The sequence below is a fragment of the Phytohabitans flavus genome (assembly GCF_011764545.1).
GTDB classification, from domain to species: domain Bacteria; phylum Actinomycetota; class Actinomycetes; order Mycobacteriales; family Micromonosporaceae; genus Phytohabitans; species Phytohabitans flavus.
In genome coordinates, this window is record NZ_AP022870.1 from 5,952,200 (window position 1) to 5,977,315 (window position 25,116).

Consider the following 25,116-nt stretch of genomic DNA (forward strand, 5'->3'; position numbering starts at 1 on the left):
GTGTTCGATTCGCCGTCTCAGCCCGTCTCGTATGTGCGCGACCTCCTCGACGGATTCGGTCCGCCGTGGTTCCTCTGTGGAGGGTGGGCCGCCGACTCATGGCTCGGTCGGCAGAGCCGCGACCACGCCGACGTCGACATCGGCGTCTTCCACGACGACCAGAAGGCCATCTTCGAACACTTCGAGGGGTGGGCGCTCATCGCTCACGATCCCAACGTCCCCGACGACACAAAAGAGCCATGGAACGGTCGGCGCCTCGACCCGCCCGCGCACATCCACGTCACCACGCGCACCAGCAACCTGTCGACCCTGCCGGACGCGACCCACTCGGCGTACGAGTTCGAGTTTCTGCTCGCCGAGGGTTCCGGTGACTGGATCCTCAGGCAGACGCCGTACCTCGCCGTACCGCGAGACCGCGCGATCCGCCCCTCACCTTGGGGCCTGCCGACGGCCACCCCGCCGGTGATCCTCTACTTCAAGGCCGTGTCGGACGACCCGATCCGCCGCCAGGACGAGCAGGACTTCCACACCCTCCTCCCGATCCTCGACCAGGAAGAGCGCGACTGGCTGCGGGAGTCGCTCGCCACAGCCCACCCCCACCACCCCTGGCTCCGTCACCTCCCGACCTGACCTCAACCAGACGCTTTATTGGAGCGTTCGTCGCATTATTGCTACGATCGCTCCATGTCCAGGGGTTCTGCGCTGGCCGTACTGAGTCCAGTGGCAAGCGAGCAGTGGGGCATGGTTACCGCCGGACAGGCCAGGCGACTCGGCGTTTCACGCCAGGACCTGAACCGGCTGATCGACGACGGAACGCTTGCCGTCGCCGATCAGGCCGCTCGTGTCTACCGGCTCACGGGCGTCCCCGAAAACCCCGACCTCGACCCGCTGCGCGCGGCGTGGCTACAGCTCGGCGGTGCCAGCTTCTGGCACGAACGCATCGCCGCCCCGGACGTCGTCATCAGCCACCGCAGCGCGGCTCATCTACGCGGGCTCGGCGACCTGATTCCGCGTGAGCACGAGTTCTACGCCACCACCCGGCTGCGCCCGCGACGGAAGGACATCAAGCTGCGCGTGCGTTCGCGCATCGCCCCAGAAAGCCGGGAGGTCTGGGATGGGCTGCCCGTCAGCACGGTGCCGGCGATCATTGCGGACCTCCTTAGCGATCGCGAAGACGAGTCCGCCGTGGCTCAAGTCGTACGGGATGGGCTCGAACGAGGGCTCCTGCGAAGAGAGGCAGTCCAAGCGGTCATCGAGCCACACACGGCCGCTTACGGTCACTCGGACCCAATCGAGTTTCTCCGGGTGCTTGTCGGTGAGGCGGCTCAGGCATGACCGAGGCCAAGTTCCGGTACGACACGCCTTCTGCGTTCAGAACGGCGCTCAAGGACCGCTTCGCGCAGATCGCTCGTACGGACCGGCGCTACTCAGTCGGTGAACTCCAGCGCCAGTTCTCCTACGACCGTGCCCTCGCGCGACTGTTCAGCTCCGCCGAGGCGGACCGGTGGGTACTCAAGGGCGCGGGAGCGCTCTTGGCTCGCCTTGCCACCGCCCGGCACAGCAAGGACGTCGATGTGTTCTTCAGCGCGACGAACGCCGATGTCGATGACGCCCTTTCCGCGCTGCTGGTCGCGCTACGGGTTGACCTGGGCGATCACTTCGATTTCGACGTCACACGAGTCGCGCCGCTCCAAGAGGAGGCCAAGGGCGCTCGCGTCCATGTCAACGGACGGCTCGGCCCGACGCCGTTCGCAACGTTCCACATTGATGTCGTCGTGGGCACGGCCATGACAGGCTCGCCGGACATCGTTGCGCCACTGACGCCATTGGAGATCGAAGGACTCGTCCGGCCCCGGTACCGTGTCTTCCCGGTCGCCGATCACCTCGCGGACAAGCTCTGCGCCATCGTCGGCAGCTATGCCCGGAGCGGACAGCCCGCCAGCAGCAGTCGGGTCAAGGATCTCGTCGACATCGCGATCATCGCCACCACGCAGACCGTCGACTCCACGGCACTGCGCGTCGCTGTCGTCACCAATGCAGCGCTACGTGCGCTTGAGCTTCCCGACCGATTCCTCGTGCCCGACCCGGTTGGCTGGGCCACACGCTATCCGCGCGTCGCGGCGGAGGCGCCCGGTCCTGTCGCGGACTACGACACAGCTGTGAACCTCGCCGAGAAGATCTTCGATCCAGTGCTAACAGCAACCGCGACAGGTGTGTGGGACCCCTCCTTGCAGGCATGGATCCCACGGTGACCTCGCCGTGTGCCGAGGACACCTGGGTCACTGTGATGACGCCGCGGAAGACGGCGAGGATGTCAGCAGACTGGCCAGCTTTTCCGGGTTTCGCACCGCGTCCAGCGCCACGATACGGCCACCGTCCACTGTGAACGCCACCACCGTCAGCACCCCGCCGGTGTCCCGCGCGACGATGCCCGGCGCGCCGTTCACCGTCACTACTTCGACCTCGCCCGGCCAGGTCCGGGTGAAGCCGATCAGCGCGCGGGCCACCGCCACCGCGCCGTGCGCCACTGGCAGTACCGCCGACACCTTGCCGCCGCCGTCGCCGTGCCAGACCACGTCAGGGTCGAGGAGCCGCACGAGCCCGTCCAGGTCGCCGCGCGCGCAGGCGGCAAGGAATGCGTCCACCAGGCGCCGCTGCTCCTGGTACGTGGGTGGGAAGCGCGGCCGGCCCTCCGCCACGTGCCGGCGGGCCCGGGCGGCGAGCTGGCGCACGGCGGCCGGTGTGCGCCCCACCACACCGGCCACCTCCACGAACGTGAGCCCGAACACGTCGTGCAGCAGGAACGCCGTGCGCTCGGCGGGCGAGAGGCGTTCGAGCACCACGAGCAGTGCCATGCTGACCGACTCGTCGAGCGTGACCCGGTCGGCCGGGTCGAGCGCCTCCTCCACCAGCGGCTCGGGCAGCCACGGACCCACGTACCGCTCGCGCCGCGCCCGCGCGCTCCCCAGCGCGTCGAGCGCCAGCCGGCTCACGGTGGTGGTGAGCCACGCGCCGAGGTCGCGGATCCGCTCCGGCTCCGCTACACCGCGCAGGCGCAGCCACGCCTCCTGTACGCAGTCCTCCGCCTCGACGAGCGAGCCCAGGGTCGCGTAGGCCACCCGAAGCAGCCGTGGCCGGTGCACCTCGAACGCGAGCGCGAGCTCCTGCTCATCGCTCATGGCCGCCCCGCCAGCCACGCCCCGAACGGCGTAACCCCCTGAACATCGGGTCGCTCCGCCGCCAGTACCCCTCTCGCAAAGCCCGACCCAGACGGCCCGGAAGCGGCATGGGGAGCAGCAGCGCGCGGTGGCCGGTGATCCTTTTCCAGGTGGTCGCGAGCTGGCGTGCGTCCGCGACCTCCGGGCCCGCGACCTCGACGCGCCCCTGGCGCGGCGCCCCTCCGCGACGTCGGCGACGGCCCGCGCCGCGTCGGCCACCGCGACCGTCCGCAGCCGCGCCCGCGGTACCGGCAGCAGGCGCCACCGCCCGGCCGGCGCGAGCGTCGCGGCGACGAGTTCGTGGAACTGGGTGATGCGCACCGTCGTCCACGGCACCGGGCCGTCCGCGACGACGCCTTCCTGCTCGGCCTTGACCCGGAAGTAGCTCAGCGGGACCCGGTCACACCCCACGATCGACACGCACACGTGGTGGGCCACCCCTGCGGCGGCCTCGGCCGCGAGCAGTCGCCGCGAACCTTCGACGAGTACCGCAGCCGCGTTCTTGTTGGAGTTTGTGGCATCCACCACTACGGCGCAGCCGGTCAGCGCGGCCTCGAGCCCTTCGCCAGTGGTGAGGTCGACGGGGTGGTCGGGTGACTTGCGGCTCAGGACGCGTACCTCGTGCCCGCGCGAACGCAGCTCGTCGACGACGTGCCGCCCGAGCGTGCCGGTGCCTCCGGTGACAGCGATTCTCATGCCCTTGGGACGGTGTAGCGGGTGTGGAGTGTGACATCCGCGTCCGTCCGCCGGCGCGGCGGCTGTTGACGCGCCGCGCTTGCGTGGGGCCGGGCTCGCGCGTCCTCACTTTTGTCGGCGCTGGCCTCTCGCGCATCCTCTTTCGGCGCGGGAGCAGGGTGGCCCTTTTCGTGCGGTGGCGTGGCGGCCTAGAGTTGGGCTGGCGTTGACCGGGCGTGGGTGTGCGTCCGGGCGGGAGGCGCAACCCGCCCGGAGTTGCCTGCCACCTGCCGTCCGGGCGGCGCCGCTGCATTGCACCGGACCGGTCACCTCGCGCCGTCCACCGCTCTTACCAGGAGAGGGACATGGCCCGACCGATCACGCTGTTCACCGGCCAGTGGGCCGACCTGCCATTCGAGGAAATGTGCCGGCTGGCCTCCGAGTGGGGCTACGACGGACTGGAGATCGCCTGCTGGGGCGACCACTTCGAGGTCGACAAGGCAGTCAACGAGGACGGATACGTCGAGCGCAAGCGGGAGACGCTCGCCAAGTACAACCTCGAGGTCTTCGCGATCTCCAACCACCTCGTCGGCCAGGCGGTCTGCGACCACCCCATCGACGAGCGCCACCAGGGCATCCTGCCGGCCCGCATCTGGGGCGACGGTGAGCCCGAAGGTGTCCGCCAGCGGGCGGCCGAGGAGATCAAGGACACGGCTCGGGCGGCCGCGAAGCTCGGAGTCAGTACTGTCGTTGGGTTCACCGGCTCGTCGATCTGGCACACGCTGGCCATGTTCCCGCCGGTGCCGCCGTCGATGATCGAAAAGGGATACGAAGACTTCGCCAACCGCTTCAACCCCATCCTCGACGTCTTCGACGAGGTGGGCGTCCGCTTCGCGCACGAGGTGCACCCCAGCGAGATCGCGTACGACTACTGGACCACCAAGCGCACGCTCGAGGCGATCGGCAACCGCCCCGCCTTCGGGCTCAACTGGGACCCGTCGCACTTCGTGTGGCAGGAGCTCGATCCGGTCAACTTCATCCTCGACTTCGCCGACCGGATCTACCACGTCGACTGCAAGGACGCGAAGGTCCGTACCGGCGACGGCCGCCGCGGCCGCCTCGCCTCCCACCTGCCCTGGGCCGACCTCCGCCGCGGCTGGGACTTCGTCTCCACGGGCCACGGTGACGTGCCGTGGGAGGACTGCTTCAGGGCGCTCAACGCGATCGGGTACGAAGGCCCGATCTCCGTCGAGTGGGAAGACGCCGGCATGGACCGCCTCATCGGCGCGCCCGAGGCGCTGCAGTTCGTGCGGCGGCTGGCATTCGACGCGCCGGAGGCGGCGTTCGACGCGGCCTTCGCAAGCAAGGACTGACGCGGCGTTCTTTGTTGGGCAGCTCGGCGCTTGTGCGGCGGGCTGAGGTTTCGGTGGCCGGCGGGCCGCCGCGGAGCGCTGGCCGGGCCTTGGCCTGGTCGGTATCGGCTTCGTGGCGGCCTACCGCCGCCTTGGGCGGCATGTCCGCTGCGGCCGGTGGCGGCCAGAGGCCGAGCTTCGCGGCCACCTCCGGGCTGCGCGGAGCCCAGGGCCAAGGCTTCGTGCGGCCCCGCCGGCCTGGCGGAGCGCGGGCAGGCCTCGTGGCGGGCCTGCGGGCCGGCGCTTCACGACGGCCTGCTGGATGGCTTGCCGGCTCGGCGCAAAGCGCACACCCGAGACAAGGAACGGGGCCTAGCCGATCGACGGCCAGGCCCCATTGCTGTCACGGGTGTCAAATGGTGGTGTTGTTACGGTGCCCGCTACTGGACCCGGTTGACGTGGTCGACGCAGCCAGCGCGTCGTCCATGCCGCCGGTGAGCTTCTCGCCGACCCGGGTGTGGGCCAGGCGGTCCTTGCCCTCCGCGTAGAGGCGGTTGGCCTGCGCCTGCGCGACGCCGGCCGCCTCCTGCACCGTCGGGTGGTCCCACACCTTGCGGGCGTTACGGACCAGCTCCTCGTACCTCTCTCGGCCGGCGCGGGCACCCAGGACGAAGCCCGCAGCCAACCCGCCGATGAACCACAGCTTTCCGCGCATTAGCGGCTCCTTCCCAGTGGTCTTGTACACCGGTACCTACCCATCCTGCCTCGCACTCATGCACTCTTGGGCGCGGAGCGGCAGAATGTCCTGAATTGGGCCTGGCGTGTCCTGGATAACCCTGTAGCCCGAGGCCCCCACCGTCCTGTAGTCTTGTCCCGTCGCGCGGCACCGGAGCGATCCGGGCAAGCTCGATCCCCATAGCTCAATTGGCAGAGCAGCCGGCTGTTAACCGGCAGGTTTTTGGTTCGAGTCCAAATGGGGAGCTCTCACTTGCTCTGTGGCCGTTCGTCCGGTTCGGTACCTGTGGATCCCGGCCCCCTCTTGTCACGCGGCGGGTCAGTGGCCGCTGGCACCGGCTGCGGGATACGATCCCGGCGCCAGCAGGGGCGGTAGCTCAGCAGGTTAGAGCAGGGGACTCATAATCCCTCGGTCGCGGGTTCGAGTCCCGCCCGCCCCACAACCAGGGAAAACAGTCCAAGATCCGGCATTCGCAGGTCTGCACAACGCTCGCACAGTGAGGTACTGTCCGACTTCATGGAGGCCGTGACCACCACCTCACTCGATCAACTGAACGATCTCCGGACGCTGCTGCCTGATTGGCGGAGGCACCTCAAGGCCAAGAACCGGGCGGACCAGACCATCGCCTCGTACCTGCGGTGCGGGCAAAACCTCGCCGACTTCCTCGTCGCGCAGGGCATGCCCACCGACATCAACCAGATCACCCGCGAGCACATCGAGGCGTTCCTGGCGGACATGGTCGACCGGCTCAGCGCGGCCACCACGGCGAAGCACTACCGGTCGCTCCAGCAGTTCTGGAAATGGCTTCTCGACGACGGCGAGATCACGCGCTCGCCGATGGAGCGCATGTCGCCGCCGGCCGTGCCCGAGCAGCCCGTACCCGTCTTCACCGAGGACGAGCTGGGCCGGCTGCTCGCCGCCGCGAAAGGCACCGACTTCGAGCACCGGCGCGACACGGCGATCCTGCGCGTGCTGATCGAGGCTGGGCCGCGGCTCGGCGAGGTGTCCATGCCAAAGGTCGAGGACGTCGACTTCGACCAGGACGTGATCCGGGTGATGGGCAAGGGCCGCCGGGCCCGCGCGGTCCCGTTCGGTGCCAAGACGGCTGATGCGCTGCGCCGGTATCTGCGCGCGCGGGCCAAGCACCCCAAGGCCTTGGAGACAGACGCGCTGTGGCTCGGTCGGCGCGGCGCCATGACGCCCAGCGGCCTCGCGCAGATGCTGGAGCGCCGCGGCCAGGAGGCTGGCGTGGCCGACGTGCACCCGCACCGCTTCCGCCACTCGTTCGCGAACGACTGGCTGCTCTCCGGCGGCCAGGAGACCGACCTCATGCGGCTCGCCGGCTGGAAGAGCCGGCAGATGGTCGGCCGGTACGCGGCCTCGGCTGCTGACGAGCGCGCTCGCGCAGCACACAAGCGCGCGGCTCGCGGCGACCGGCTGTAGCGACTCGCACAGTGCAGCCATGGCGGTCCGATGTGACGCAGATAACACATCCACGTACGCCATCATTTCGACGTACGTAAATTTGCGCTGCTCACGGAACCAGTTCAGCCCCTTGTAGAGCAATTCGGTGGTTGATTCTCGGCGAACGTATGCGAATGCCGGCGAACACAGGCGATTTTTTGCGAAGTCGCTACGGCGGTCGCACAACGCTCGCGGTCAGCGTCCTGGATAAACCAAGCGACACAAGGCATTCTCAGCTTTGTGCCGCTTGGCACTACACGGATGTAGTTTCCCCGGCCGAGTTGCGACCTCGGACGGTTCAGAGAGAAGGCGTTGCGACCGCCAGCTCTCTCACGCGACTTTACGCTGTGCTGCCGCACGCGCGACGGACGCCGGGGCTGAACCGAAAGGTCCGCCCGCCATGGCCGCAGAGTCCGCCACCGACCGTGCGCTGATCGCCCGCCTCGCCGCCCACACCAAGTGGGCAGGCACCGAGGACCGCACCGCCGCCACCGCCGCCGCCCGCGCCGCGTTCGTCGACCACTTCGAACGCGAGGTCGACCCCGACGGCGTACTCGACCCAGCCGAGCGCGCCGCCCGCGCCGCATCGGCCAAGAAAGCGTTCTACACGCGGATGGCGCTCCGCAGCGCTCAGGTCCGCCGTGCCCGGCGAAAGGCCCGCAACGTCAACACGACGTCGCCAGCCACCGCCTGACACCAGATACGGCGATGCCCCGGGCTTCCGCCACCCGGGGCATCGCGTGAAGTCCTGAGAGGACCCCGACCCGATGCCCACCGTACAACACCAGCAGACCACCACGCGGGCCACCAAGCAGGCACCAAACCGGCGGTGCGCCTGCCCGCGGCAGTACGACTGGTGGCTCTGCACCGTCGCCCGCAACATCGACTGGGACACCGACGACAAGGGCCGCACCATCGCCGACCCAATCCGGAACGACGACAACGACCTCTGCGACCTCAGCCTCGTCCTCGCCGCGACCGGCTCCGACGTGTGGCGCGGAGGCAAACGCTGATGCCGGTTTCCTTGCGCTGCAACGAATGCGGCACCCCGTACGACCCATGGATGGTGCCCGGCAAGAACGTCCCAAGCCTGCACTGCACGATGGCGTGTCTCGAAGCGTGGCAGCTGCGCAACGGCCACCTCGGACACAGTGCCGAGACCCGCCCCGAGCTGGACGCGTCCAACCCGGCCGTCGCGACCGAATGGCTCCGCATCGGCATCGGCGCCGGGCTGCTCGCCGGCATGTTCGCCCGCGGCCCCGACATCGTCCACACCCCGCGAGAGGGCGAAGACGGATACGTGCCGCTCGTTGACCAGGACGACGGCAACGACGGTCCCGCCCAGGTACGCCCAATCCGGCCCGATGGCATCGCCGCGCGGGTGCAGCACTCCCACAACGTGTACCGGCTCGTGAAGCGCGGCGACGACTACGTCAAGGTGCCCGCGCTGTTCCCCACCGCCGCCGCGCGGATGGTCGCCGCCGCACCGGACATGGCACCCAACCTCCGCCGGCTCCGCGGCGTCATCCACACCCCGATCTTTCGCCCTGACGGCAGCATCCTCGCCACACCCGGCTACGACCCCCCGACCAAGCTCCTGCACCTACCCGAAGCCGGCCTCACCGTGCCCGAGGTGCCCGATCAGCCAACCCGGGCGCACCTCGCAGCCGCCATCGACCTGCTCGACACCATGACGGCCGGCTTCCGATGGGTCACCGACCACGACCGCGCCAACTACTACGGCCTCCTCCTCACACCGCTCCTACGCGGCCTGGTGCCACCCCCGTACAAGCTCGGCGCCATCGGCGCACCCATGCCCGGCTCCGGCAAGACCAAGCTCGCCACTATCCTCCGACTCATCCACGGCGGCGTGTTCCGCGCCGAGATGCCCGAGGACGACGCCGAGCTGCGCAAGCAAGTCACCTCAATCCTCGCGGTCACCACTGGTCCGATCGTCCACATCGACAACGTCTCCGGCGTGCTGCGCTCCTCCACCCTCTCCGGCCTGCTGACCTCGGACCGGTGGGACGACCGACCCCTTGGCACCACCGACATGATCAGCCGCGACAACGACCGCCTGTGGGTCATCACCGGCAACAACCTCAGCCTCGGCGGCGACCTCGTACGCCGCACCCTCTGGGTCACCATCGACCCCGGCGTACCCAACCCGCACCTCCGAACCGACTTCGCCATCACCGACCTTGAGGAATGGGTACGCGTCCTGCGTGGCCCGCTCCTCCACGCGCTGCTCACCCTCATCCGTAGCTGGGTCGTCGCCGGCCGGCCCGGCAAGCCACGCGGCGGCGACTCCTACGCCCGCTGGATCAGCGCCGTCGACGGCATCCTCAGCCACGCCGGCGTACCCGGCACCTTCGACCACGCCGAGTCAGCCCGGCAGCAGGTAGGCACCGACGATGACGAATGGGCCGACTTCCTCACCGCAGTACACCAAGCGTTCGGCGATCGCGTGTGGACCGTCAAGGACCTGCTCGCCGACATCGACACCGGCGACCTGCTCCGCCCCGGTGGCATTCCGCTCGACGCGCTGCCCGCCGAGCTCGCGGAGAAGGCGGGCCGGCCTCACGTCGGGGTTGCGGGGATCGGGCGCTCGCTCGGCATGTGGCTGAAGAACCGTGACGGCCGATGGGCCGGGACGCTTACCGTTCGCGGCCTTGGTAAGGACCGCCGTGAGGCGAGGCAGTACCGAATCGAAAGTGCCGGGACTGCCGGGACTGCCGGGACCTTCCCGACCCCAAGGAGTTTGAGTCCGATGGACAAATCGGATCACAACGCCACAGGTGCCAATGTGCCAGTTGGCGGAGAAGTCCCGGCAGTCCCGGCAGTCCCGGCAGTCAGCCACCACCACGACCCAACCGCACCCCAATGGAGCCACCAACCATGACTCCTTACACCCCACCAGCCGACGTCCTGCCCCGCCTCACCGCCGTAATCGCCGACGCGCTCGCCGACCTCCTCGACGACGCCGACCTCACCGCAGCCAGCAACGCCCTCGATCAAGGCGACCTCGACCTACACCGCGACATCGACAACTGGATCCACATCCGCATCGGCGGCAAAGCAGGCGTCTTGATCCGCGCACACGTCCTACCACCGGACCCAACCACCGAGAAGCTGGCCAAAACAGGGAGACCCGTGCACGAGAACCTCGATGCGTCGTGACAGCGTTACGCGTAACGCGTCACGGCCGTGACACCCTGACCAGTCACGCCCCGCCGGCAGGGGTAGGGGGGCCGGTCAGACGCGGGAGCAGCGCAAACGCGACCCCTCGCTTCCGTCGCGCTTCATACCCCCCGCTCCCATGGGAGATGCGGTCACGGTCACGGAACGTTACCTGTCACGAACGAACAGAAATCCGCGACGGAAGCGAAGGGTCGCAGTGGTCGTGCTTCGGTCCGCAGGCCGCCCCCCTGGGGGTGGGGGTGGTGAGCAAGGCGAGCGAGGCGGGCGGGTACGGCTGGTCGCATCGGCGCGAGCGGGAGCGGTTGCTCGGCGAGTTGCGGCGGGCGGGCGAGTTGCCGTGCTCGATCTGCCGGCGCCCGATGACCCTCGACATGGAACTGGACCTGCACCACCTGGAGCCGACGGTGCTCGGTGGCGCGCGTGGTCCTCGGAAGCTGGCGCACGCGCGCTGCAACCGCGGCCAGGGTCGTGCGCTGGCGTTGGGCCGCCGACCTCGTCCACCGCAGCAGCCGCTGCGTTCCAACTACTCCCGGCAGTGGTGAGGAGATCCCCCGATGGTGATGACGACGACCCGGACGTGCGCGCCCAGTGGCGTGAGGTTGGCCGGCTGCTGGTGAGCGCGCTCGCGTGGGCGCTGTACGCGGTGGGCTGGCTGGTGGCGAAGTCGCTGCGTGGGGCCGGCGCGGTGTTGGGGTGGCTGCTGTTCGCCGCCGGGTACGCCGGCGCACGCGCTCTTCGGCCGGCCCTGATCTGGTGCCGGGTGGCGGTTCGGCTGGGCTGGCATGCCGGGCTGAAGCCGGGTCGCCCGGGTGCGGGTCCTCGGCGGGCGGGCGAGTGAGCGGCGACGAGCAGGAGCGGGTTGCCCTACACGAGAGCGGCCACGCGGTCGTCGCGTGGAGGCTGGGCCGCACACCCAAGGGCATCTCGTGCGTGCCTGGCCGCCGCTGGGCCGGTACGGCGCACTTCGGCCTGCCGCAGGTGCGGGGCCGGGAGTGGGATCGGCTCGACCCGTCGCGGCCGTTGACCTGCTGGCCGGCTGCGGTACGCCGCTCCTTCGAGTCGAGGGCGTTGACGGCCGCCGCCGGTGACGCCGCCGAGGCGCTGTTGTGGTGGCCGGCGCAGGGTACGCACGTGCGTACCCCGGAGCCGCTGGCCGCGCGGATAGCGGACACCTTCCCGGTCGGCGAGGCGGAGCGGGTGCGGTTCGCGGCGGCGGCGGTGGACACGGACGGGCTGACCGACGTGGAGCAGCTGCACCGCCTCGCGCTGGCGCTGTACCCCGACGCTGACGGGCCGCGGCAGGCGTGGCTGTCGTGGGTGGACGCGGAGGCGAAGGCGATCGTCGCGGCCGGCGCCGAGCGGGTGGAGCGCCTGGCCGCTGTCGTGCAGGACCGGGGCCGGCTGTCCGGCCGGGCGGTACGCGACATCCTGCGGGGACCGGGCGCAAGCCCCTGATCCCGGATGACCGTCCACCTCACTCCGGCGCTGGCCGCACACCTGGCGGTCGCCTTGCGGCGGCACCTGCGCACGCTGCGCGCGGACGGGGTGCCGCCGCCTGCGGCGCTGGTCGCGCTCGCCGACGCGCTGTTGAGCGGCCAGGAGCGGCCAAAACTTGGCTGCTGGTGCGGATGCGCCGATGCTGGAACCACGGTTGCTCCTGGTGCCGCGGCCACTGTGGACGCGGCGACGGCGGCGGGCCTGCTGGGGATATCGGTTCGGTCTCTGCGCAGGCTCGCCGCCAGCGGCCAGATTCCGCAGGTGCGGATCGGGCGGCGGGTGCGGTACCGCCTCGCCGATCTGGAGCGGTTCCTCGAGGCCCGCAGGGTGAGGAGAGCAGGATGACCAAGCAGTGGGGCCCGGCCGAGCGGGCGCAGTACCTGGCCGACCTCGACGCGCGCGCGATCGGCGCACCGGCGACCGGGACCATGTTCACTGCGGTGACCGAGGCGGAACGGCTGGTCGCCGCGTGCGAGCGCGATTGGGACGAGGCGACCGCGGCGCTCGGCGCCGCCCGGGCGAACGCGGGCCCGGACGCGGATCTGGCCCACAGTCGGCACCTCGCTCCGGCCGACCGGGCGCGGCTGGTCGGGGTGTACCAGGCGGAGGAAACGTGGCGCCTTGCCGGGGAGGCCTACGACCGGGCGCGTGCGCGCCTGAACGCCGAGCTGGCCCGCCTCGACGATTTGGCCCGTCCCGATCTCGGCCTGCCGCCCGGGCCGCAGTGGTGAGGCTTCCGAGGAGATGACCACTGTGGACAGGGCAACGGTGCTGCGCGGACAGGGGCAGGCGTACCGGACGGTGCTCGCGCACCTGGATGGTGACCACGACCAGGCGGCCGAGCAGTTCAACGCCGACCCGCACGGCGCCCTCTACGGGCTGCTGGAGCTGATCCGGGCGTTCGGCGTGAGGACGTGCGGCGACGGGCTGCGCGCTGTCGTGGCGGAATTGGCGCTCGGCATGGACGTCGACGCGATCGCAGAGGAGGTGACCGGTGGCGAAGGAGCGCGTTGAGTTCGACGTCATCGGCAACGACCGCGGCGGTAGCAAGGCATTCCGTGACACCGGCGACTCCGCCGCTAAAGCGGGCAGGCAGGTCGACGACTTCAAGGGCGAGCTCAAGGACCTTGACACCCAGATCGACGCCTCGAAGAAGGAACTCGTCGAGCTCGCGCGTGCGTTCGCGAAGTCGGGCGGCGACGGCGACCTGTGGAAAGACCTGCGCAGGCAGAAGGGCGAGCTGCGCAAGATCCTCGACGTCCGGAAGATCATGGAGGACGCCGGCGGCGATGCGGCGAAGGGTTTCTCCGCTGGGTTCGTTGGGCGGGTGGGGCCGCTCATGGCCCGGGCGCCGCTGTCGCCGCCGCTACTCGCCGCGATCGGCGCAGCAGCGCCGGCTCTCACCGCGACTCTCTCGACCGCTATCGGCGTCGGCGCCGCCACAGGCGCGGTCGCGCTCGGTGCGGCGATCTCCACCAGAAACCCTCAAGTCGCGGCCGGCATAGCCGACCTGAAGGCCTACATCGGTTCGCAGCTACAAGCATCTGCGCAGCCCTTTGTCCCGGCCATGCTCCGAGAGATCGGGCGCGTCAAGCTTGAGGTTCAGACCATCCGGCCCGAACTCGACGCGGTGTTCGCCAAGTCCAGCACCTACCTTGAACCGCTGACGGAGGGCGCTGTCGGGTTCGTCCGCAACGCGCTGCCCGGCTTCCGCTCCCTTGTGGACGCAGCCGAGCCACTGGTGGAGATCTTCGGTGAGGAACTGCCCGAGTTGGGTGGAGACTTCGCCAGCCTGATGGAGAGCATCGGCGACAGCGCCGCCCGCAACGAAGACGAGTTCCGGGCCATCCTGGACACCACCGGCCTGATCGTCCAGAACATCGGGTTCGCCATCGACAAGATGGACTATCTCGGGTCCGGTCCGACCCGCGCGTTCCTGGACGGTATTCGCAAGGCGCAGGACGAACTCAGCCAGATCCAACAGGTGAGCGGAACCATCCTCGGCGACGCCCCAGAATCGCTACGAGGATTCCTATATGGAGCCAAGGAGCTAGCCGAGCCGTTCAACCTGGCGGCGGACGCCACCCGCAGCTTCCGCGAGGAAATGGACAAGCTGATCAACGATCAGCTCTCCTTGGAGCAGGCGACGATCGACTGGCAGGCCGCGATCGACGCGACGACCGAGGCCGCCAAGCGCAACGGCTCCACTATGGACGCCAACACCGAGAAGGGCCGCAACAACCGCCAGGCCTTGAAGGATCAGGCTCAGGCCGGCCTGGAGTACGCGCAGGCCATCTATGACGAGAAGGCCGCACTCGGCGACGTGGTTGGCGCGGAGGCGGCGGCCGAAAGGGCCTACCAGCAGTCACGTGCCGCGCTGGTCAAGTCGGCGACGCAGATGCTCGGGTCGAAGGAAAAGGCCGAGGCGTACGTGACCTCGATCCTCGGCATCCCCCCGACCCGGAACACCCGGGCTGACTTCAACGGCGACAACGCCGGTGTGAGTGCGTGGAAGAGGACGCTGTCCGGGATCCCACGCGAGATCTTCACCAGTGCCCGGCTCCGCGCGATCGTCGACGTCGAAGTCCGCCGCGAGCAGGCGACCCAGGCGACGGGGCGGTCCGAGGGCGGCCTGATCACCGGGCCCGGCTCGGGCACCTCGGATGACATCGTGGCCCTCGTCAGCAACGGCGAGTTCGTGGTGCGGGCCGGCGCCGTCCGTGCCCTCGGCGTCGACAAGCTCGAAGCCATCAACCAGGCCGACCGCAACGGCGGGGTGCGACTTCCGGTCAGTGGGGGTTCCGGCGTCTCGGGCGGTTCCGGCGCCGCCAGCATCGACTACGCGCGGCTGGCGAGCCTGATCGGCGACGAATTCCGGAGGTCGTTGGAGGGCGCGCGGCTGCGCCTCGATGACCAGACGGCCCGGATCCTGGACCTGCGTGCGAGGGGCGGCTGACGCCAACCCGACAGCGATCATGCACACCGGGGGCGTACGGTTCGCGGCCATGACCGAGCAGTCGTACACCCCAGGTGACGTCCCGCCCGCCCAGCCTCGCCGCTCGCGGACGCCGCTGGTCCTCCTCGTCGTCGCGGTCGCGGTGCTATCGGCCGGCGGCGGCGCGGGTGGCGCAGTGCTACTGCTCGCCGATGACAACGACGGGTCGACGCCGGCCGCCGCCGCGGCCGGCCCCTCGACATCAGCCCCGGCGCCCGCACCCACTACCGCCCCGGCCCCGGGCCCGTCATCTCCGCCAGCGCCAACGTCGTACCGCTTCGGGCAGAAGGCGTCGGACGACGCCGCCACAGTGGACGCCACCGTCCTCTCCTATAAGCAGCCCGTCGCGACGGGCGTGCCCAAGCCCGACCAGCCCGGTGCGGTGTGGGGCGCCGCGCAGGTTCAGGTGTGTGCTCGCGCCCAGGATGTGGGTGTTAGCAGGTTCCCGTGGAAGCTGGCGTACGCGGACGGTGGTGTGGTCGAGCCGTCCGGCACCGGGTACGAGGGGTTCCCGACGCCGGAGTATCCGTGGGAGGAGCATGCGCTGGCGCCGGGCCGGTGCGCGAAGGGGTGGATCGTCTTTCCCGTGCCGCCGGGGCAGCGGCCGGTGTTCGTCCAGTACCACCCGCAGGACAACCGCCTGCCCGTCGAGTGGCGCGTGGCGTAGCGCAGAGGGTCGCCCGATCGCAGACGGCTGGCCGCCGCCGCTATCCGCAATCCCGCAGGTCATAGACGATATCCGGCCCGCTATCGATAGCACCCCGCCCGGACTATCGATAGCGGGCCTCTCCCTACCGGATCCCGCCGTGGCCGGTCGGCGCGTTCAGGTGGACACCTACCGGCGACCGCTCGATGTGCGGCTCCAGGTGGTCCGGGTGGTGGCCAGCCTCGATGGCGAGCGCACCCGCGATGATCGGCGAGAGGTACCTGGCAACGGTGCGGCGCATCAATGTGCGCCAGTTCTTGGTCATGGCCCGCACCATGCCGGATCCCCGGACGGGATTGCTGACGGTCAATCCCTGGGCGGGTAGGAGTCGCCGCGGCGGTACGGCTGCTCCTACTCCTCTTGGCCGTGTGCACCGTGTGCACGAGCGGTGCGGAAGCCGTGCACACGGCCCTCTACCAGGAGCCAGCTGCAACCGTGTGCACCGTGCACACGTCAGGCCGAGGATCGGCACCCACCGACCCGCGTAACACGTAGCGCGTAGCGGCTGCGGGAGGCCTTCAACCATGCCTGAGGCCCGAAACCGGCCCTCGGGCGGAGGTGCCCGCTACCCGCTACATTCGGCCGTTTCCCGCAGGCCAACCCAGTAGCGGCCTGCGTAGCGTTGCCGCTACGGGTAGCGGTAGCCGCTACCTCCCGCGCTACCCCCGCCCAGCAAGGGTTACCGTGGAGGTTGGCGGCCGCCGGGGTAGAGGCCGGCGCGCCGCCGCCCAGTCCTCTACCTGGGATGGTCCGCATGGAACCGACGCCAGAACTGACCTTTGGCCAACGGCTCAAGGTGTACCGCGAACGCTCCGGCAAGACCCGCGCCGTCCTCGGCGGCCTGGTCGGCAAGAGCGCCGAGTGGGTCAAGGCCGTCGAGACCGGCCGGCTCCTCCCGCCGCGCTTGCCGATGCTCGACCGCCTCGCCCAGGCCCTGCGCGTCGACGTCGCCGACCTCGCAGGCGGCAATCTCAGCCAGATGACCGAGACCCTCACCGGGCCCCGGCACGCCGCCCTCCCCGCGGTCGCCGCCGCCATCAACCGGTACCCGATCGCAGGCACTGAGCCACCGCCCGCGCTCGACCAGCTCGGCGAGCGCCTGGCCGTCGCCTGGCGCGCCAGGCACGGCTCACCGGACCACCGGACCGTCCTCGGCGGCCTCCTGCCCGACCTCATCCGCGACGCCCAACGGGCCGTTCACGGCCACGACGGAGCCGACCGCCGCCGCGCTCAGGCGCTGCTCGCCGACCTCCTCGGTCTCAGCCAAATGTTCATTGCTTACCAGCCCGACGCCGCTCTCCTGTGGAGGGTCACCGACCGGGCCGTGGTCGCCGCTCACGAGTCCGGCGACGTGCGCGCCATCGCCGGCGCAACGTGGTTCGCGATGGAGGCGTACCGGGACGCGGGCGACTGGGACACTGCGACGGCCATCAACCTCGACGCGCTCCAGCTCGTCGAGGCGCGGCTCGCCGAGGGCGGCCACGAGCTGCTCGCACTGTACGGCGCGTTGCAAACCGGCGCGGCGTTCACCGCCGCGCGTGCTGGCGAGGATGGGCGCGCGTGGCGGCACCTCGACCTCGCCGAGCAGGCCGCCCGGCGCTTGCCTGAGGGGTACGCGCAGCCCTGGACGTGGTTTAGCGGCCCGGTCGTGGGGTTCTACGCGGTCAGCCTCGATGTGGAGCTCCAGAAGGGCGGCGAGGCGCTCCGCCACGCGCGGAGGATCCCGCCGGCCTCGATCACGTCGCGGCCGCGACGGGCCCGCCACCTGATCGAGGTGGCCCGCGCGCACAACCTCAAGGCGCAGCACGAGTCCACTGTGGCCACGTTGCGCGAGGCGTACGACACCGCGCCGGAAACCATTCGCTACAACGGGTACGCGCGCCGGATCACGATGGAGCTATTGAGCGGGCCGGCGCCGGTGCGTCGTGACGCTCATGACCTGGCGGTCAAGGTGGGGCTGATCCGGTAGGGGTACAAACTGTACCCATGATCTTGTAACCACTCACCTACGGTCAGCGACGTCGGGCCGGTTGCATGTGTGCACCTCCGCCGCTGCGCCGGCCCGGCCCCCGCACTGGCGCGGCGGCCGTTGGTTGTTGTGGGCCCCCCAACCACGCTTCCAAAGTGGATGGCCGCCGCGCCACCCAACAGCCGGAAGGTGGGAAGGCGTGCGCCAGCACCAGCGCGACGTACCCGGGTGGGGCTGCACCTTGTGCGGCCGCCCCTGGCCCTGCGCAGGTGCGCGCGTCCAGCTCGCCACCGAGTACGCCGGCGCACCCGTCAGCCTCGGCACCTACATGGCCGGCCAGCTCGACCTTGCGATCGCGGACATGCCCCACGCCCAGCCTCACGAGCTGTGGAGGCGTTTCCTGTCCTGGACGCACCCATGACCACCACTCCGCGGATCCAGCGGACCGGCGTGCCGCTCCTCGACGCCGTGGCCGCCGCCATGCTCGCCGCCAAGGAGGAGGGCAGGGCCGAGGAGCGCGGCGACCAGGGCGCGATCGCCGCGGCGCAAGCCGCCACCTTGCGAGCGACCGACGAGGTCATGCGGCTGTGGCGTCAGCTCGACATCGAGGTGAGCGCTGCGAGGACCGCGCCGACAGCTACCCGCCCGCTAGGGCGGTCGGTCTCCCAGGGCGGCCGGGCAACCCCCGGCGGGGAGACGAGTGAGGAGGGAGGCCACCCGCCGAGATGCGGGTGGCCTCCCGTGGCATAGGCACCAACTCGCGCGCACACATCGATGTCGACCTGTGCCAAGGGCGTGTCGGTTCGCGGCCAAGGTGTCCACCAACGTGGCGGCGTTCTCCCTGATGGCAGCCCTTGGCGCAGCGCGCACGTGTCCAGCTCTTGTCACGTGTTTCGACGCCGGTAACTACTCAGTTCAGGTCGGCGTCCCTCCCCGCCCCATCGTTGCAACGTTGCCCCGGCGACGCGGTCCGACAACGCGCTGCCGAACCGCGTCACATGCCCAGCAACGCCGCACCGTGGCGCCGGTCGTCGCTGGGCACCCCAGATCACGCCAGGTCCCGCGCTGCGTCGTCAACCAGCCGCAGCACCGTACCGGCGAGCACCGAAGCAAGATCGAGCGGCATGATCAGCACCTCTGCCGGCTCCGTCTCCACGACAGCAGCGTCGTACGCCTCCACCGTCACGAGCGTGACCGCCCGATCCCCGCCCTGCGACAGGAACACCTGGAGCGGTCGAACTTCGCCCGGCAGCGTCTCCACCATCGCCGCGCCGGGCAGCACGATCGGCACGGATTCGTGTGCCTGGTGGATGGTGTGGCCGCGGCGACACCACGATGGATGCCAGCGCCCGTCGCCGCCGAGCTGATCGGCGACGACCAGGAGATGAGCGGCGTGCCGGCGCAGTCCAGCCTCGTCGAGCTCCACCCGCAGGCCACCGACCGTCACGACGCCGTACGCCTGCCCGTCGAAGCCCTCAGCCTGGACCACGAGCACGACCGGTTCGCCACCGTCGAGGGTGCCGGGCACCTCCAACGGCACGCCGAGGTGACGCTGGTTGGCGGGGTGGGCCCGCCGGCACCACGAGGGGTGCTCGGCGGGCGTTGCCGCGCTCACCGCGGTGCCCTATCCGGGTCGTGTCGGTCGATCAGGTCGGCCAGCTCCAGCGCGTACCGGGCGAGCTTGCGCAGGTCGCACGCGCAGAACTCGACCTCGCTGTTGCCGACCTCCAGCATCGCCACCGGCCGCTCGTCGGCGTAGCCCTCGATGTTCAGCCCGACGTCGACCGGGTCGTGCGGCGCGTTCGGCTGCTGGCCCATGAGCAGCTTCATCTCGCTGGAGTGCCACCGCCGCCCGTCGTCCGTCTCGTACGACGAGACGCTCCAGGCCGGCTTGCGCGCACGCCGCCGACGCGGCCGCGGCAAGTTGGTGTCCGTCACCGCGCGGTCTCCTTCCCGACAATCGTGTGGAGGCGGGTCGCGCAGGCCGGGCAGCGACCACGTACACGCAGCACGCCGCCCGGGCTGGCCACCGGGGTACCGGTGATGGGCTGCTTGGTGCGGCACTGCCGGCACCACGTAGACGCGGTGACGGCAGTGCCCTCGTTCGGTGCGCTCACCGGTGGCCTCGCCAGTCGAACTCCGCGTTGAACCGGCGGGCGCGCGCCAGCTTCTCGCGCGCCGTGCCCTCGGGCGCGTTCAAGATGGCCTCTACGCCATCCATGAACTCCTGGTCGACCTGCTCACCCTCGCGGCACGTCTCCTCGGCATCCAGCTCGGCGAGGGCGTCGGCAGCGGTCCGGCGGACAACTCCGGCAGCCTCCTCGCTGATGCCCCACGCGGCCGCCAGCTCGGCCGTGGACGATGCCGCCCACGCGGAGGCGGTCTTGCGCACGCCAGCGATGTGGGCCGCCTCGCCATCCGGGCAGGGGAAGACGATGCGGGGGATCTCGGCCGTGTCGAGGGAAGACAGGCGGAGTGCGCTAGGAACGTGGGCGATACCCACGGCCGTGGCCGTCATCGGGTCACCGCCGGCCGTGCGATGTGGCTACCGGTGTTCGCGGCGAGGTGCCGGTAGTACGGCGAGCCCCACGCCGGGCCGCCGGTGGCCGGCTTGGCCACGAACTCGATCCCACCGTGGCACGTGGCGCACACGCTCTCGACGCCGAACCGGGCGAGCAGGCCGGCGCGCTCCCGGTCGGTCAGCGCCGCGAGGTCGGGCAGGGTCTCGAGCACCGCCTTAACGCCCTGGCGGGTCATCGTCGGGCCGTGCATCTCGGCCGCCGCCCGCACCGCGGTCTCGGCGGCGTCGATGACCGGGTGACGGCCCTTCGGGAAGAGCACGCGGAGAGCAGCATCGGTGATGTCCGCGTCGGTGACGCAGTCGTGCTCGGGTACCCAGTCCCCGTGCCCCGGGTCGCCGCAGGCCGGACAGAACCAGTACGGGAACTTGCAGCGCTTCATCTCCAGGTCGGCGCCGCAGTCGTGACAGCCGCCGGGGCGGGGAGCGGTGAGCGCCTGCATGGCGAGGAAGTCGAAGCCGTCGCCGCAGCGCTTGCTGGCCTCGTCACTCCTGGCCATCCGGAACGGGGTCAAGCCGGTCGCGGCGACGAACACCTCGTACGCCGCAACGGTGGTCGGGGCGTGTCCGGTGCACAGGTACACCGAGCCGTCGAGGCTCTTGTACGCGGGGCTGTCGTACAGCTCGAAGTGGGCCACCGCCGGCTTACCGCACGCAGGCAGGGCGGGCAGGGCTGGCCGGCTTTCGCCGCCGGCAGGCGTCGGTACGGTGTTCATGGGTCGGAATCAGTCCTTCCGATCAAGGCCCTCGGCTTGGTGCTCGCAACACCGCCGGGGGCCGCTTTTGGTGCTGGGTGTAGCTACACCCTAGGCGCTTGTGTAGCTACACCGCAAGCCCGTAGCGTGTCCGGTGTAGCTACGAAATGAAGGAGATTCCGATGGCGCCCACGCGCGGCACGCCGACGCGCCCCATCCGCATCGAGCCGGCGCTGTGGGAGAGCTTCGGCAAAGCGACCGCAAGGCAAGGTACCGACCGCTCAGCCGCGTTGCGCGACTTCATCCGCTGGTACATCGGCGAGGCTGGCGCGACCTTGCCAGAGCGACCAACCGGGTAAGCGGTACAGCAAGGGACTACGGCAGGTAGGGTCACTGGCGTAGAGCGTTTTTGCTGGTCAGCACAGCGCTAAGAGAGAAAGTGCTCATAATCCCTCGGTCGCGGGTTCGAGTCCCGCCCGCCCCACCCGCCCCACCCGCGCCTGCTACGCGTCTGCCGTCCATCTCGTTGCGATTGCCGCTGCATGCCGGACAAAAGACGCCACCCGGCGTATGCGGTCGCCGGAGGTGCCAGAGGTTCGTCAGGGTTGCAGGGCCAGTTTGCCGATGGTGGCCCGCGCTTCCAGTTCGGCAAGTGCTTTGGGGCCGTCGGCCAGCGGGTAGGTGGTGGGCTGGCCAGGGCGGAGCACCCCGGCCGTAAGGAGGCTGAACATCTCACTCATGAGCTGGCCGAAGATGTGCGGTGCGGCCTGGATGAGGATGCCGATGTTCAGGCCGATGACGTGAATCTGATGCTTGTAGACCAGTTCCCAGTTAGTGATTGTGGCTTGCCCGCCGGCCAGCCCGTAGACGACGACCCGGCCGGTGACCCGCTTGGTCGCGGCCAGGCTGGCGTCGAGGGTGGCGCCGCCAGCCGACTCCAGTACCAGGTCGGCGCCCGCGCCGTCGGTCAGCCGCAGGACCTCGGCGGCGAGGTCGGCGCGGCGGGAGTCGATGACGTGGTCGGCGCCGTGTCCCCGTACCACCTCGTGCTTGCCTGGTGAGGCCGTAGCGATCACCGTGGCGCCGTAGTGTTTGGCCATTCTCACCGCGGCCTGGCCGGTCCCGCCGGCCGCGGCGTGGATCAGCACGGTCTGCCCACTGGCGACGCCGCCCAGCGGCTTGAGCGCGGCCAGCGCGGTCGGCCAGTTCACGACCATGCCCAGCGCCTGCTGATCAGCCCAGCCGGCCGGCACGGGGATCGCGGCGGCCGCGGGCAGCAGCATGTACTCGGCGAAGGCGCCGCCTTTGATCCCGACGCCGATGACGTGAGTGCCGGGCTGCGGGTCGGTCACCCCCGCGCCGACGGCGGTAACTTCACCGGCGCCCTCGATGCCTGCGAGGTATGGGGGCTGCGGGCCACCTGCGAATGTGCCGCGGGCCTGTGAAAGGTCAACGAAGTTGACACCGGCGGCGGCGACCCGGATCAGGACCTCACCCGGGCCCGGGGTCGGTACCGGTGCGTCGGTGATCAGGCGCAGGTCCCGCGGACCGTTGAGGGACGTCTGCTGAAGGGCACGCATGGTGGAGGGGCTGCTCATCGCAATCGGCTTCCTTAGCTTGGGTGGTCGAGGGTCGCCTACCTACACCTGGGAAGACCCGGTGCGACCGACAAAGGAATCGCTCAGAACGCCGTGCACCTCATGAAGCTTGCCCGCGCCGCAGGCCCGGGGACCCGTCTCCCGGGCTTGCTCCAGTGCCCGCCTGACCCGCCAGGGCACCAGGGCGGTGCCGATCAGGTGCTCTGTGCTTGTGCCATGTCCAGTGCTTGTGGCACGTGCGGCCCAAACCCGAACAAGGCCACCAGTCCCGGATCCCCGAAGGAGGAGATTCGGCGGATGCCTGTATCCGTGACCGTGAGCACGCAAATTCCGTATGACTGATATTTCCCGTGCTGGTCGCGGGTGTAGGCCGCCGCAGCAGGCTGCCCGTTGGCGCTGGTGGCCAGCATCCGCCAGTCACCGGGCGAACCCAGGAGGTGGTTGCGCAGGAACGGTACGCAGACGTTGCGGCCGGCGAACCAGGTGCGCAGCGGTGTCGCCTCCAGCGTGGCGTCCTGCACCAGGAGCCGCTCCAGCGCCGCTGCGTCGGCATTCTCGAACGCCGCGATGTACTGGTCGAGAAGCTCGCGGGCGCGCGGCGCGGTCGGTTCGGTGATCTGGCCGTCGTTCAGAGCCAGTTCCTCCAGCCGTGCCCGGGCGCGCTGGAGCGCACTCTTGACCGACACCGTCGTGGTGCCGAGCATGACCGCGACCTCGGTGGCGGGAAACGCCAGCACATCCCGCAGGAGCAGCACCGCCCGCTGCCTCGGCGGAAGGTGCTGCAAGCTGGCGACGAGCGCCAACCGCACTCCCTCACGGGCCGCGACGATGGCCGCGGGATCAGCCGAATCCGAGAGCACCATCGCATCCGGCACGGGCTGCAGCCAGCTCACCTCGGTCCCGGCCGCTTCCAGGTATGCGTCAGGATCCTGTTCAGGATCGGAAATGCCAGATGGCAGCACTCGCCGGCTTTGTTTAGCCAGCTCTGTCAGGCACCTGTTAGTGGCGATCTGGTAAAGCCAGGTGCGCACCGACGACCGCCCCTCGAAGCCTTCGTAGGATCGCCAGGCTCGCAGGTACGTCTCTTGGACCAGGTCCTCCGCATCCTGGATCGAGCCGAGCATGCGGTAGCAGTGCGCGATCAGCTCGCGCCGGAACGGCTCGGCAGCATCGACAAATCCGGCGCTATCGGGCACGGCTCACGCCACCTCGCTCGGAACGTCGCGGGATGATCGGCGAGTCAGCCCGGACAGAAGCTGCCGTAGCGCTACACGCAACTCGTCGGCGACACGATTGTCATCCACAACGACTATTCAAACACCATGGACGCGGGCCTCGGCGCAGGAGTCAACCACGTCGGCTTGGCCAGGAATCGGACAGCCACGCCACGGCAGTTGCCGATGGCGGAAGCGGCGAGCGCGCGCTCGGCCTGTTGCCGCGTTAGCGCGCATGCCGGCGACGGTCGAGGCGAAGTCCACGCGCCTCATCACCCGGGCTTCAGCAGCGGCGGTATGGACCGGCGCCGGTCGAAGCGGCGGCTCAGGCCCGAATGGTGCGGCGAGATCACCACAGCATGGTAGGAACAAGAAGGCGATTAAGCAGGTGATGGCTTCCCACAAGGAAGCGTCGCTGACTCATCGGCCGCTCGCCCACCCGCGCCTCGGCACTGACCTGGCCGGCTGCACCGGCAACGACCAGAACCGGTTTCGTATTCTGCTGCGTCCGGCCCACCCGAAACGCGTAGCAGACGGGCTGCCGAAACGCGGGACAGGCACGGTCCCAGGTGCTTACCGGCTGGTGGTGGTGTGCCGGTAGGTGGTGGGGCGGCCTTTGCCTCCGTCTTGATGCACGAGACCTGATTCGCGCAGGCTGCGGAGGGCTTTGCGTATCAGATCGTCCAGGTTCTCGGTACGGCCGAAATGTAACCCCGGGGGTACATTTCAAGCTGCGGAGTTACATTCCGGTTGCATTCGGGTGAGTGCCTTCCAGGCGGACCAGCGGGTCCATCTGACACCACCGCGCCCGAACGTGACCTGGCCACCTGTACTGGCAGCGGGTCGCCGGCAACCGTCAGAACGGTGTTCTCATTCTGCCGCGTCAGGCCCACCGAGACGTGCAGCAGGCGCGAGGCAACCGCGCTCGTGTGGGGGCCTCGTCATCGAGCCGTGACCGCCCGTCGAGGGAACAGCTGGTCAGTTCTGACCAGGGCTGGCTGTCGGTAGGCCTGCGGCCTTGGCGCTTTCGAGCAGTCGTCGGTCGTAGGTGGCGAAGGCGGTAAGAGTCGTTCCGGATTCGTTGGTAAGGACTTGGGCGGTGGCGACGTGGATGGCGTCGAGGCTGCGCAGTGTTGGTTCGGCGAACGCGGCAGCGGTCGCGCGGATCGTGTTGTCGATCTCTAGCCGGAAGAGCCGCCCCACGGCCGCTGGCACACC

Annotated in this window: 33 protein-coding genes and 2 tRNA genes; 24 read left to right on the top strand and 11 right to left on the bottom strand. The window is 69.8% G+C overall.

The window, feature by feature from the left end; genetic code table 11:
- From Pflav_RS26065 to Pflav_RS26075, 3 genes are read left to right on the top strand one after another with little or no spacing between them, the layout of a single operon-like run.
- Nucleotides 1-630, top strand: a complete 630-nt coding sequence (locus tag Pflav_RS26065; protein WP_173038962.1) for a nucleotidyltransferase domain-containing protein — start codon at nucleotides 1-3, stop codon at nucleotides 628-630.
- 54 nt (nucleotides 631-684) lie between these two features.
- Nucleotides 685-1,335, top strand: a complete 651-nt coding sequence (locus tag Pflav_RS26070) for a type IV toxin-antitoxin system AbiEi family antitoxin domain-containing protein (RefSeq protein WP_173038964.1) — start codon at nucleotides 685-687, stop codon at nucleotides 1,333-1,335.
- Nucleotides 1,332-2,252 carry a nucleotidyl transferase AbiEii/AbiGii toxin family protein gene (locus Pflav_RS26075; protein WP_173038966.1) on the top strand — a complete coding sequence of 307 codons (921 nt, stop codon included), beginning with the start codon at nucleotides 1,332-1,334 and terminating at the stop codon, nucleotides 2,250-2,252. The genes Pflav_RS26070 and Pflav_RS26075 overlap by 4 nt, the downstream gene beginning before the upstream one ends.
- Nucleotides 2,253-2,279: 27 nt before the next feature.
- On the opposite strand, the gene sigJ is transcribed toward Pflav_RS26075, so the two are convergent.
- A complete protein-coding gene (gene sigJ, locus Pflav_RS43920) occupies nucleotides 2,280-3,914 on the bottom strand; it encodes an RNA polymerase sigma factor SigJ (protein ID WP_197938748.1) in 1,635 nt (544 codons plus the stop codon).
- A gap of 344 nt (nucleotides 3,915-4,258) precedes the next feature.
- Between sigJ and Pflav_RS26090 the strand changes: the two genes are divergently transcribed.
- Nucleotides 4,259-5,266, top strand: a complete 1,008-nt coding sequence (locus tag Pflav_RS26090) for a sugar phosphate isomerase/epimerase family protein (protein WP_173038970.1) — start codon at nucleotides 4,259-4,261, stop codon at nucleotides 5,264-5,266.
- 391 nt (nucleotides 5,267-5,657) lie between these two features.
- Here the strand turns inward: Pflav_RS26090 and Pflav_RS26095 are convergent, their stop codons facing one another.
- Nucleotides 5,658-5,960, bottom strand: a complete 303-nt coding sequence (locus Pflav_RS26095) for a hypothetical protein (protein ID WP_173038972.1) — start codon at nucleotides 5,958-5,960, stop codon at nucleotides 5,658-5,660.
- Between the two features lie 194 nt (nucleotides 5,961-6,154).
- Between Pflav_RS26095 and Pflav_RS26100 the strand changes: the two genes are divergently transcribed.
- The 15 genes from Pflav_RS26100 to Pflav_RS26170 all read left to right on the top strand — a co-directional run bounded on the left by Pflav_RS26100 (nucleotide 6,155) and on the right by Pflav_RS26170 (nucleotide 15,805).
- A tRNA-Asn gene (locus Pflav_RS26100) sits at nucleotides 6,155-6,224 on the top strand.
- 122 nt (nucleotides 6,225-6,346) lie between these two features.
- Nucleotides 6,347-6,420 (top strand) — tRNA-Ile (locus Pflav_RS26105).
- A gap of 77 nt (nucleotides 6,421-6,497) precedes the next feature.
- Nucleotides 6,498-7,424, top strand: a complete 927-nt coding sequence (locus Pflav_RS26110) for a tyrosine-type recombinase/integrase (protein ID WP_173038974.1) — start codon at nucleotides 6,498-6,500, stop codon at nucleotides 7,422-7,424.
- Between the two features lie 421 nt (nucleotides 7,425-7,845).
- Nucleotides 7,846-8,139: a hypothetical protein gene (locus Pflav_RS26115; RefSeq protein WP_173038976.1), complete on the top strand. Its 294-nt coding sequence runs from the start codon at nucleotides 7,846-7,848 to the stop codon at nucleotides 8,137-8,139.
- A gap of 73 nt (nucleotides 8,140-8,212) precedes the next feature.
- Nucleotides 8,213-8,458: a hypothetical protein gene (locus tag Pflav_RS26120; RefSeq protein ID WP_173038978.1), complete on the top strand. Its 246-nt coding sequence runs from the start codon at nucleotides 8,213-8,215 to the stop codon at nucleotides 8,456-8,458.
- Complete coding sequence (locus Pflav_RS26125; protein ID WP_173038980.1) at nucleotides 8,458-10,347, top strand: hypothetical protein; 1,890 nt, start codon at nucleotides 8,458-8,460, stop codon at nucleotides 10,345-10,347. Before Pflav_RS26120 ends, Pflav_RS26125 begins: the two co-directional genes overlap by 1 nt.
- Nucleotides 10,344-10,625: a hypothetical protein gene (locus Pflav_RS26130; protein ID WP_173038983.1), complete on the top strand. Its 282-nt coding sequence runs from the start codon at nucleotides 10,344-10,346 to the stop codon at nucleotides 10,623-10,625. Before Pflav_RS26125 ends, Pflav_RS26130 begins: the two co-directional genes overlap by 4 nt.
- A 263-nt stretch (nucleotides 10,626-10,888) precedes the next feature.
- Entirely contained in the window at nucleotides 10,889-11,188 is a 300-nt protein-coding gene (locus Pflav_RS26135; protein WP_173038985.1) for a hypothetical protein, read from the top strand.
- Nucleotides 11,185-11,484, top strand: a complete 300-nt coding sequence (locus tag Pflav_RS26140) for a hypothetical protein (protein WP_173038986.1) — start codon at nucleotides 11,185-11,187, stop codon at nucleotides 11,482-11,484. Before Pflav_RS26135 ends, Pflav_RS26140 begins: the two co-directional genes overlap by 4 nt.
- On the top strand, nucleotides 11,481-12,101 hold the full coding sequence (locus tag Pflav_RS26145) for a hypothetical protein (protein WP_173038987.1): 621 nt from the start codon (nucleotides 11,481-11,483) through the stop codon (nucleotides 12,099-12,101). Before Pflav_RS26140 ends, Pflav_RS26145 begins: the two co-directional genes overlap by 4 nt.
- Before the next feature lie 6 nt (nucleotides 12,102-12,107).
- Nucleotides 12,108-12,488, top strand: coding sequence for a helix-turn-helix domain-containing protein (locus Pflav_RS26150; protein ID WP_173038988.1), 381 nt, complete (start codon nucleotides 12,108-12,110; stop codon nucleotides 12,486-12,488).
- Nucleotides 12,485-12,874, top strand: a complete 390-nt coding sequence (locus Pflav_RS26155; RefSeq protein ID WP_173038989.1) for a hypothetical protein — start codon at nucleotides 12,485-12,487, stop codon at nucleotides 12,872-12,874. The genes Pflav_RS26150 and Pflav_RS26155 overlap by 4 nt, the downstream gene beginning before the upstream one ends.
- Before the next feature lie 13 nt (nucleotides 12,875-12,887).
- Nucleotides 12,888-13,157: a hypothetical protein gene (locus Pflav_RS26160; protein ID WP_173038990.1), complete on the top strand. Its 270-nt coding sequence runs from the start codon at nucleotides 12,888-12,890 to the stop codon at nucleotides 13,155-13,157.
- Nucleotides 13,138-15,099: a hypothetical protein gene (locus Pflav_RS26165; RefSeq protein WP_173038991.1), complete on the top strand. Its 1,962-nt coding sequence runs from the start codon at nucleotides 13,138-13,140 to the stop codon at nucleotides 15,097-15,099. Before Pflav_RS26160 ends, Pflav_RS26165 begins: the two co-directional genes overlap by 20 nt.
- 49 nt (nucleotides 15,100-15,148) lie before the next feature.
- A complete protein-coding gene (locus tag Pflav_RS26170) occupies nucleotides 15,149-15,805 on the top strand; it encodes a hypothetical protein (protein WP_173038992.1) in 657 nt (218 codons plus the stop codon).
- 124 nt (nucleotides 15,806-15,929) lie between these two features.
- Here the strand turns inward: Pflav_RS26170 and Pflav_RS26175 are convergent, their stop codons facing one another.
- Nucleotides 15,930-16,109 (bottom strand): hypothetical protein, encoded by a 180-nt coding sequence (locus tag Pflav_RS26175; protein ID WP_173038994.1) that lies wholly within the window; start codon nucleotides 16,107-16,109, stop codon nucleotides 15,930-15,932.
- A 489-nt stretch (nucleotides 16,110-16,598) separates the two neighbouring features.
- Here Pflav_RS26175 and Pflav_RS26180 point away from each other — a divergent pair, with 489 nt between their 5' ends.
- From Pflav_RS26180 to Pflav_RS26190, 3 genes are all read left to right on the top strand, one after another.
- Entirely contained in the window at nucleotides 16,599-17,813 is a 1,215-nt protein-coding gene (locus Pflav_RS26180; protein ID WP_173038996.1) for a helix-turn-helix domain-containing protein, read from the top strand.
- 199 nt (nucleotides 17,814-18,012) lie between these two features.
- Nucleotides 18,013-18,234, top strand: coding sequence for a hypothetical protein (locus Pflav_RS26185; RefSeq protein ID WP_173038998.1), 222 nt, complete (start codon nucleotides 18,013-18,015; stop codon nucleotides 18,232-18,234).
- Nucleotides 18,231-18,563, top strand: coding sequence for a hypothetical protein (locus Pflav_RS26190; RefSeq protein WP_173039000.1), 333 nt, complete (start codon nucleotides 18,231-18,233; stop codon nucleotides 18,561-18,563). The genes Pflav_RS26185 and Pflav_RS26190 overlap by 4 nt, the downstream gene beginning before the upstream one ends.
- 298 nt (nucleotides 18,564-18,861) lie before the next feature.
- Here Pflav_RS26190 and Pflav_RS26195 read toward each other — a convergent pair whose 3' ends face one another.
- Genes Pflav_RS26195 through Pflav_RS26215 form a run of 5 tightly spaced genes read right to left on the bottom strand, consistent with a single transcriptional unit; the run spans nucleotide 18,862 to nucleotide 21,107 of the window.
- Nucleotides 18,862-19,428 (bottom strand): hypothetical protein, encoded by a 567-nt coding sequence (locus Pflav_RS26195; protein ID WP_173039002.1) that lies wholly within the window; start codon nucleotides 19,426-19,428, stop codon nucleotides 18,862-18,864.
- On the bottom strand, nucleotides 19,425-19,751 hold the full coding sequence (locus Pflav_RS26200; RefSeq protein WP_173039004.1) for a hypothetical protein: 327 nt from the start codon (nucleotides 19,749-19,751) through the stop codon (nucleotides 19,425-19,427). Before Pflav_RS26200 ends, Pflav_RS26195 begins: the two co-directional genes overlap by 4 nt.
- The gene (locus Pflav_RS26205) at nucleotides 19,748-19,930 is read right to left on the bottom strand and encodes a hypothetical protein (protein ID WP_173039006.1); all 183 of its coding nucleotides are present in this window, start codon (nucleotides 19,928-19,930) and stop codon (nucleotides 19,748-19,750) included. The genes Pflav_RS26200 and Pflav_RS26205 overlap by 4 nt, the downstream gene beginning before the upstream one ends.
- Nucleotides 19,927-20,331 carry a hypothetical protein gene (locus Pflav_RS26210; protein ID WP_173039008.1) on the bottom strand — a complete coding sequence of 135 codons (405 nt, stop codon included), beginning with the start codon at nucleotides 20,329-20,331 and terminating at the stop codon, nucleotides 19,927-19,929. Before Pflav_RS26210 ends, Pflav_RS26205 begins: the two co-directional genes overlap by 4 nt.
- Complete coding sequence (locus Pflav_RS26215) at nucleotides 20,328-21,107, bottom strand: hypothetical protein (RefSeq protein WP_173039010.1); 780 nt, start codon at nucleotides 21,105-21,107, stop codon at nucleotides 20,328-20,330. The genes Pflav_RS26210 and Pflav_RS26215 overlap by 4 nt, the downstream gene beginning before the upstream one ends.
- A 161-nt stretch (nucleotides 21,108-21,268) precedes the next feature.
- Here Pflav_RS26215 and Pflav_RS26220 point away from each other — a divergent pair, with 161 nt between their 5' ends.
- Nucleotides 21,269-21,445, top strand: a complete 177-nt coding sequence (locus tag Pflav_RS26220) for a hypothetical protein (RefSeq protein ID WP_173039012.1) — start codon at nucleotides 21,269-21,271, stop codon at nucleotides 21,443-21,445.
- A gap of 240 nt (nucleotides 21,446-21,685) precedes the next feature.
- Here the strand turns inward: Pflav_RS26220 and Pflav_RS26225 are convergent, their stop codons facing one another.
- Together Pflav_RS26225 and Pflav_RS26230 are read right to left on the bottom strand one after the other, a co-directional pair.
- Nucleotides 21,686-22,684 (bottom strand): NADPH:quinone oxidoreductase family protein, encoded by a 999-nt coding sequence (locus Pflav_RS26225; protein WP_173039013.1) that lies wholly within the window; start codon nucleotides 22,682-22,684, stop codon nucleotides 21,686-21,688.
- A gap of 194 nt (nucleotides 22,685-22,878) precedes the next feature.
- Nucleotides 22,879-23,880 (bottom strand): sigma-70 family RNA polymerase sigma factor, encoded by a 1,002-nt coding sequence (locus Pflav_RS26230; protein WP_173039014.1) that lies wholly within the window; start codon nucleotides 23,878-23,880, stop codon nucleotides 22,879-22,881.
- A gap of 253 nt (nucleotides 23,881-24,133) precedes the next feature.
- On the opposite strand from Pflav_RS26230, the gene Pflav_RS26235 reads away from it, so the two are divergent.
- Nucleotides 24,134-24,499, top strand: coding sequence for a hypothetical protein (locus tag Pflav_RS26235; protein WP_173039015.1), 366 nt, complete (start codon nucleotides 24,134-24,136; stop codon nucleotides 24,497-24,499).
- 377 nt (nucleotides 24,500-24,876) lie between these two features.
- Here the strand turns inward: Pflav_RS26235 and Pflav_RS46240 are convergent, their stop codons facing one another.
- A complete protein-coding gene (locus Pflav_RS46240; protein ID WP_232071931.1) occupies nucleotides 24,877-25,101 on the bottom strand; it encodes a PIN domain-containing protein in 225 nt (74 codons plus the stop codon).
- Nucleotides 25,102-25,116 lie beyond the last annotated feature (15 nt).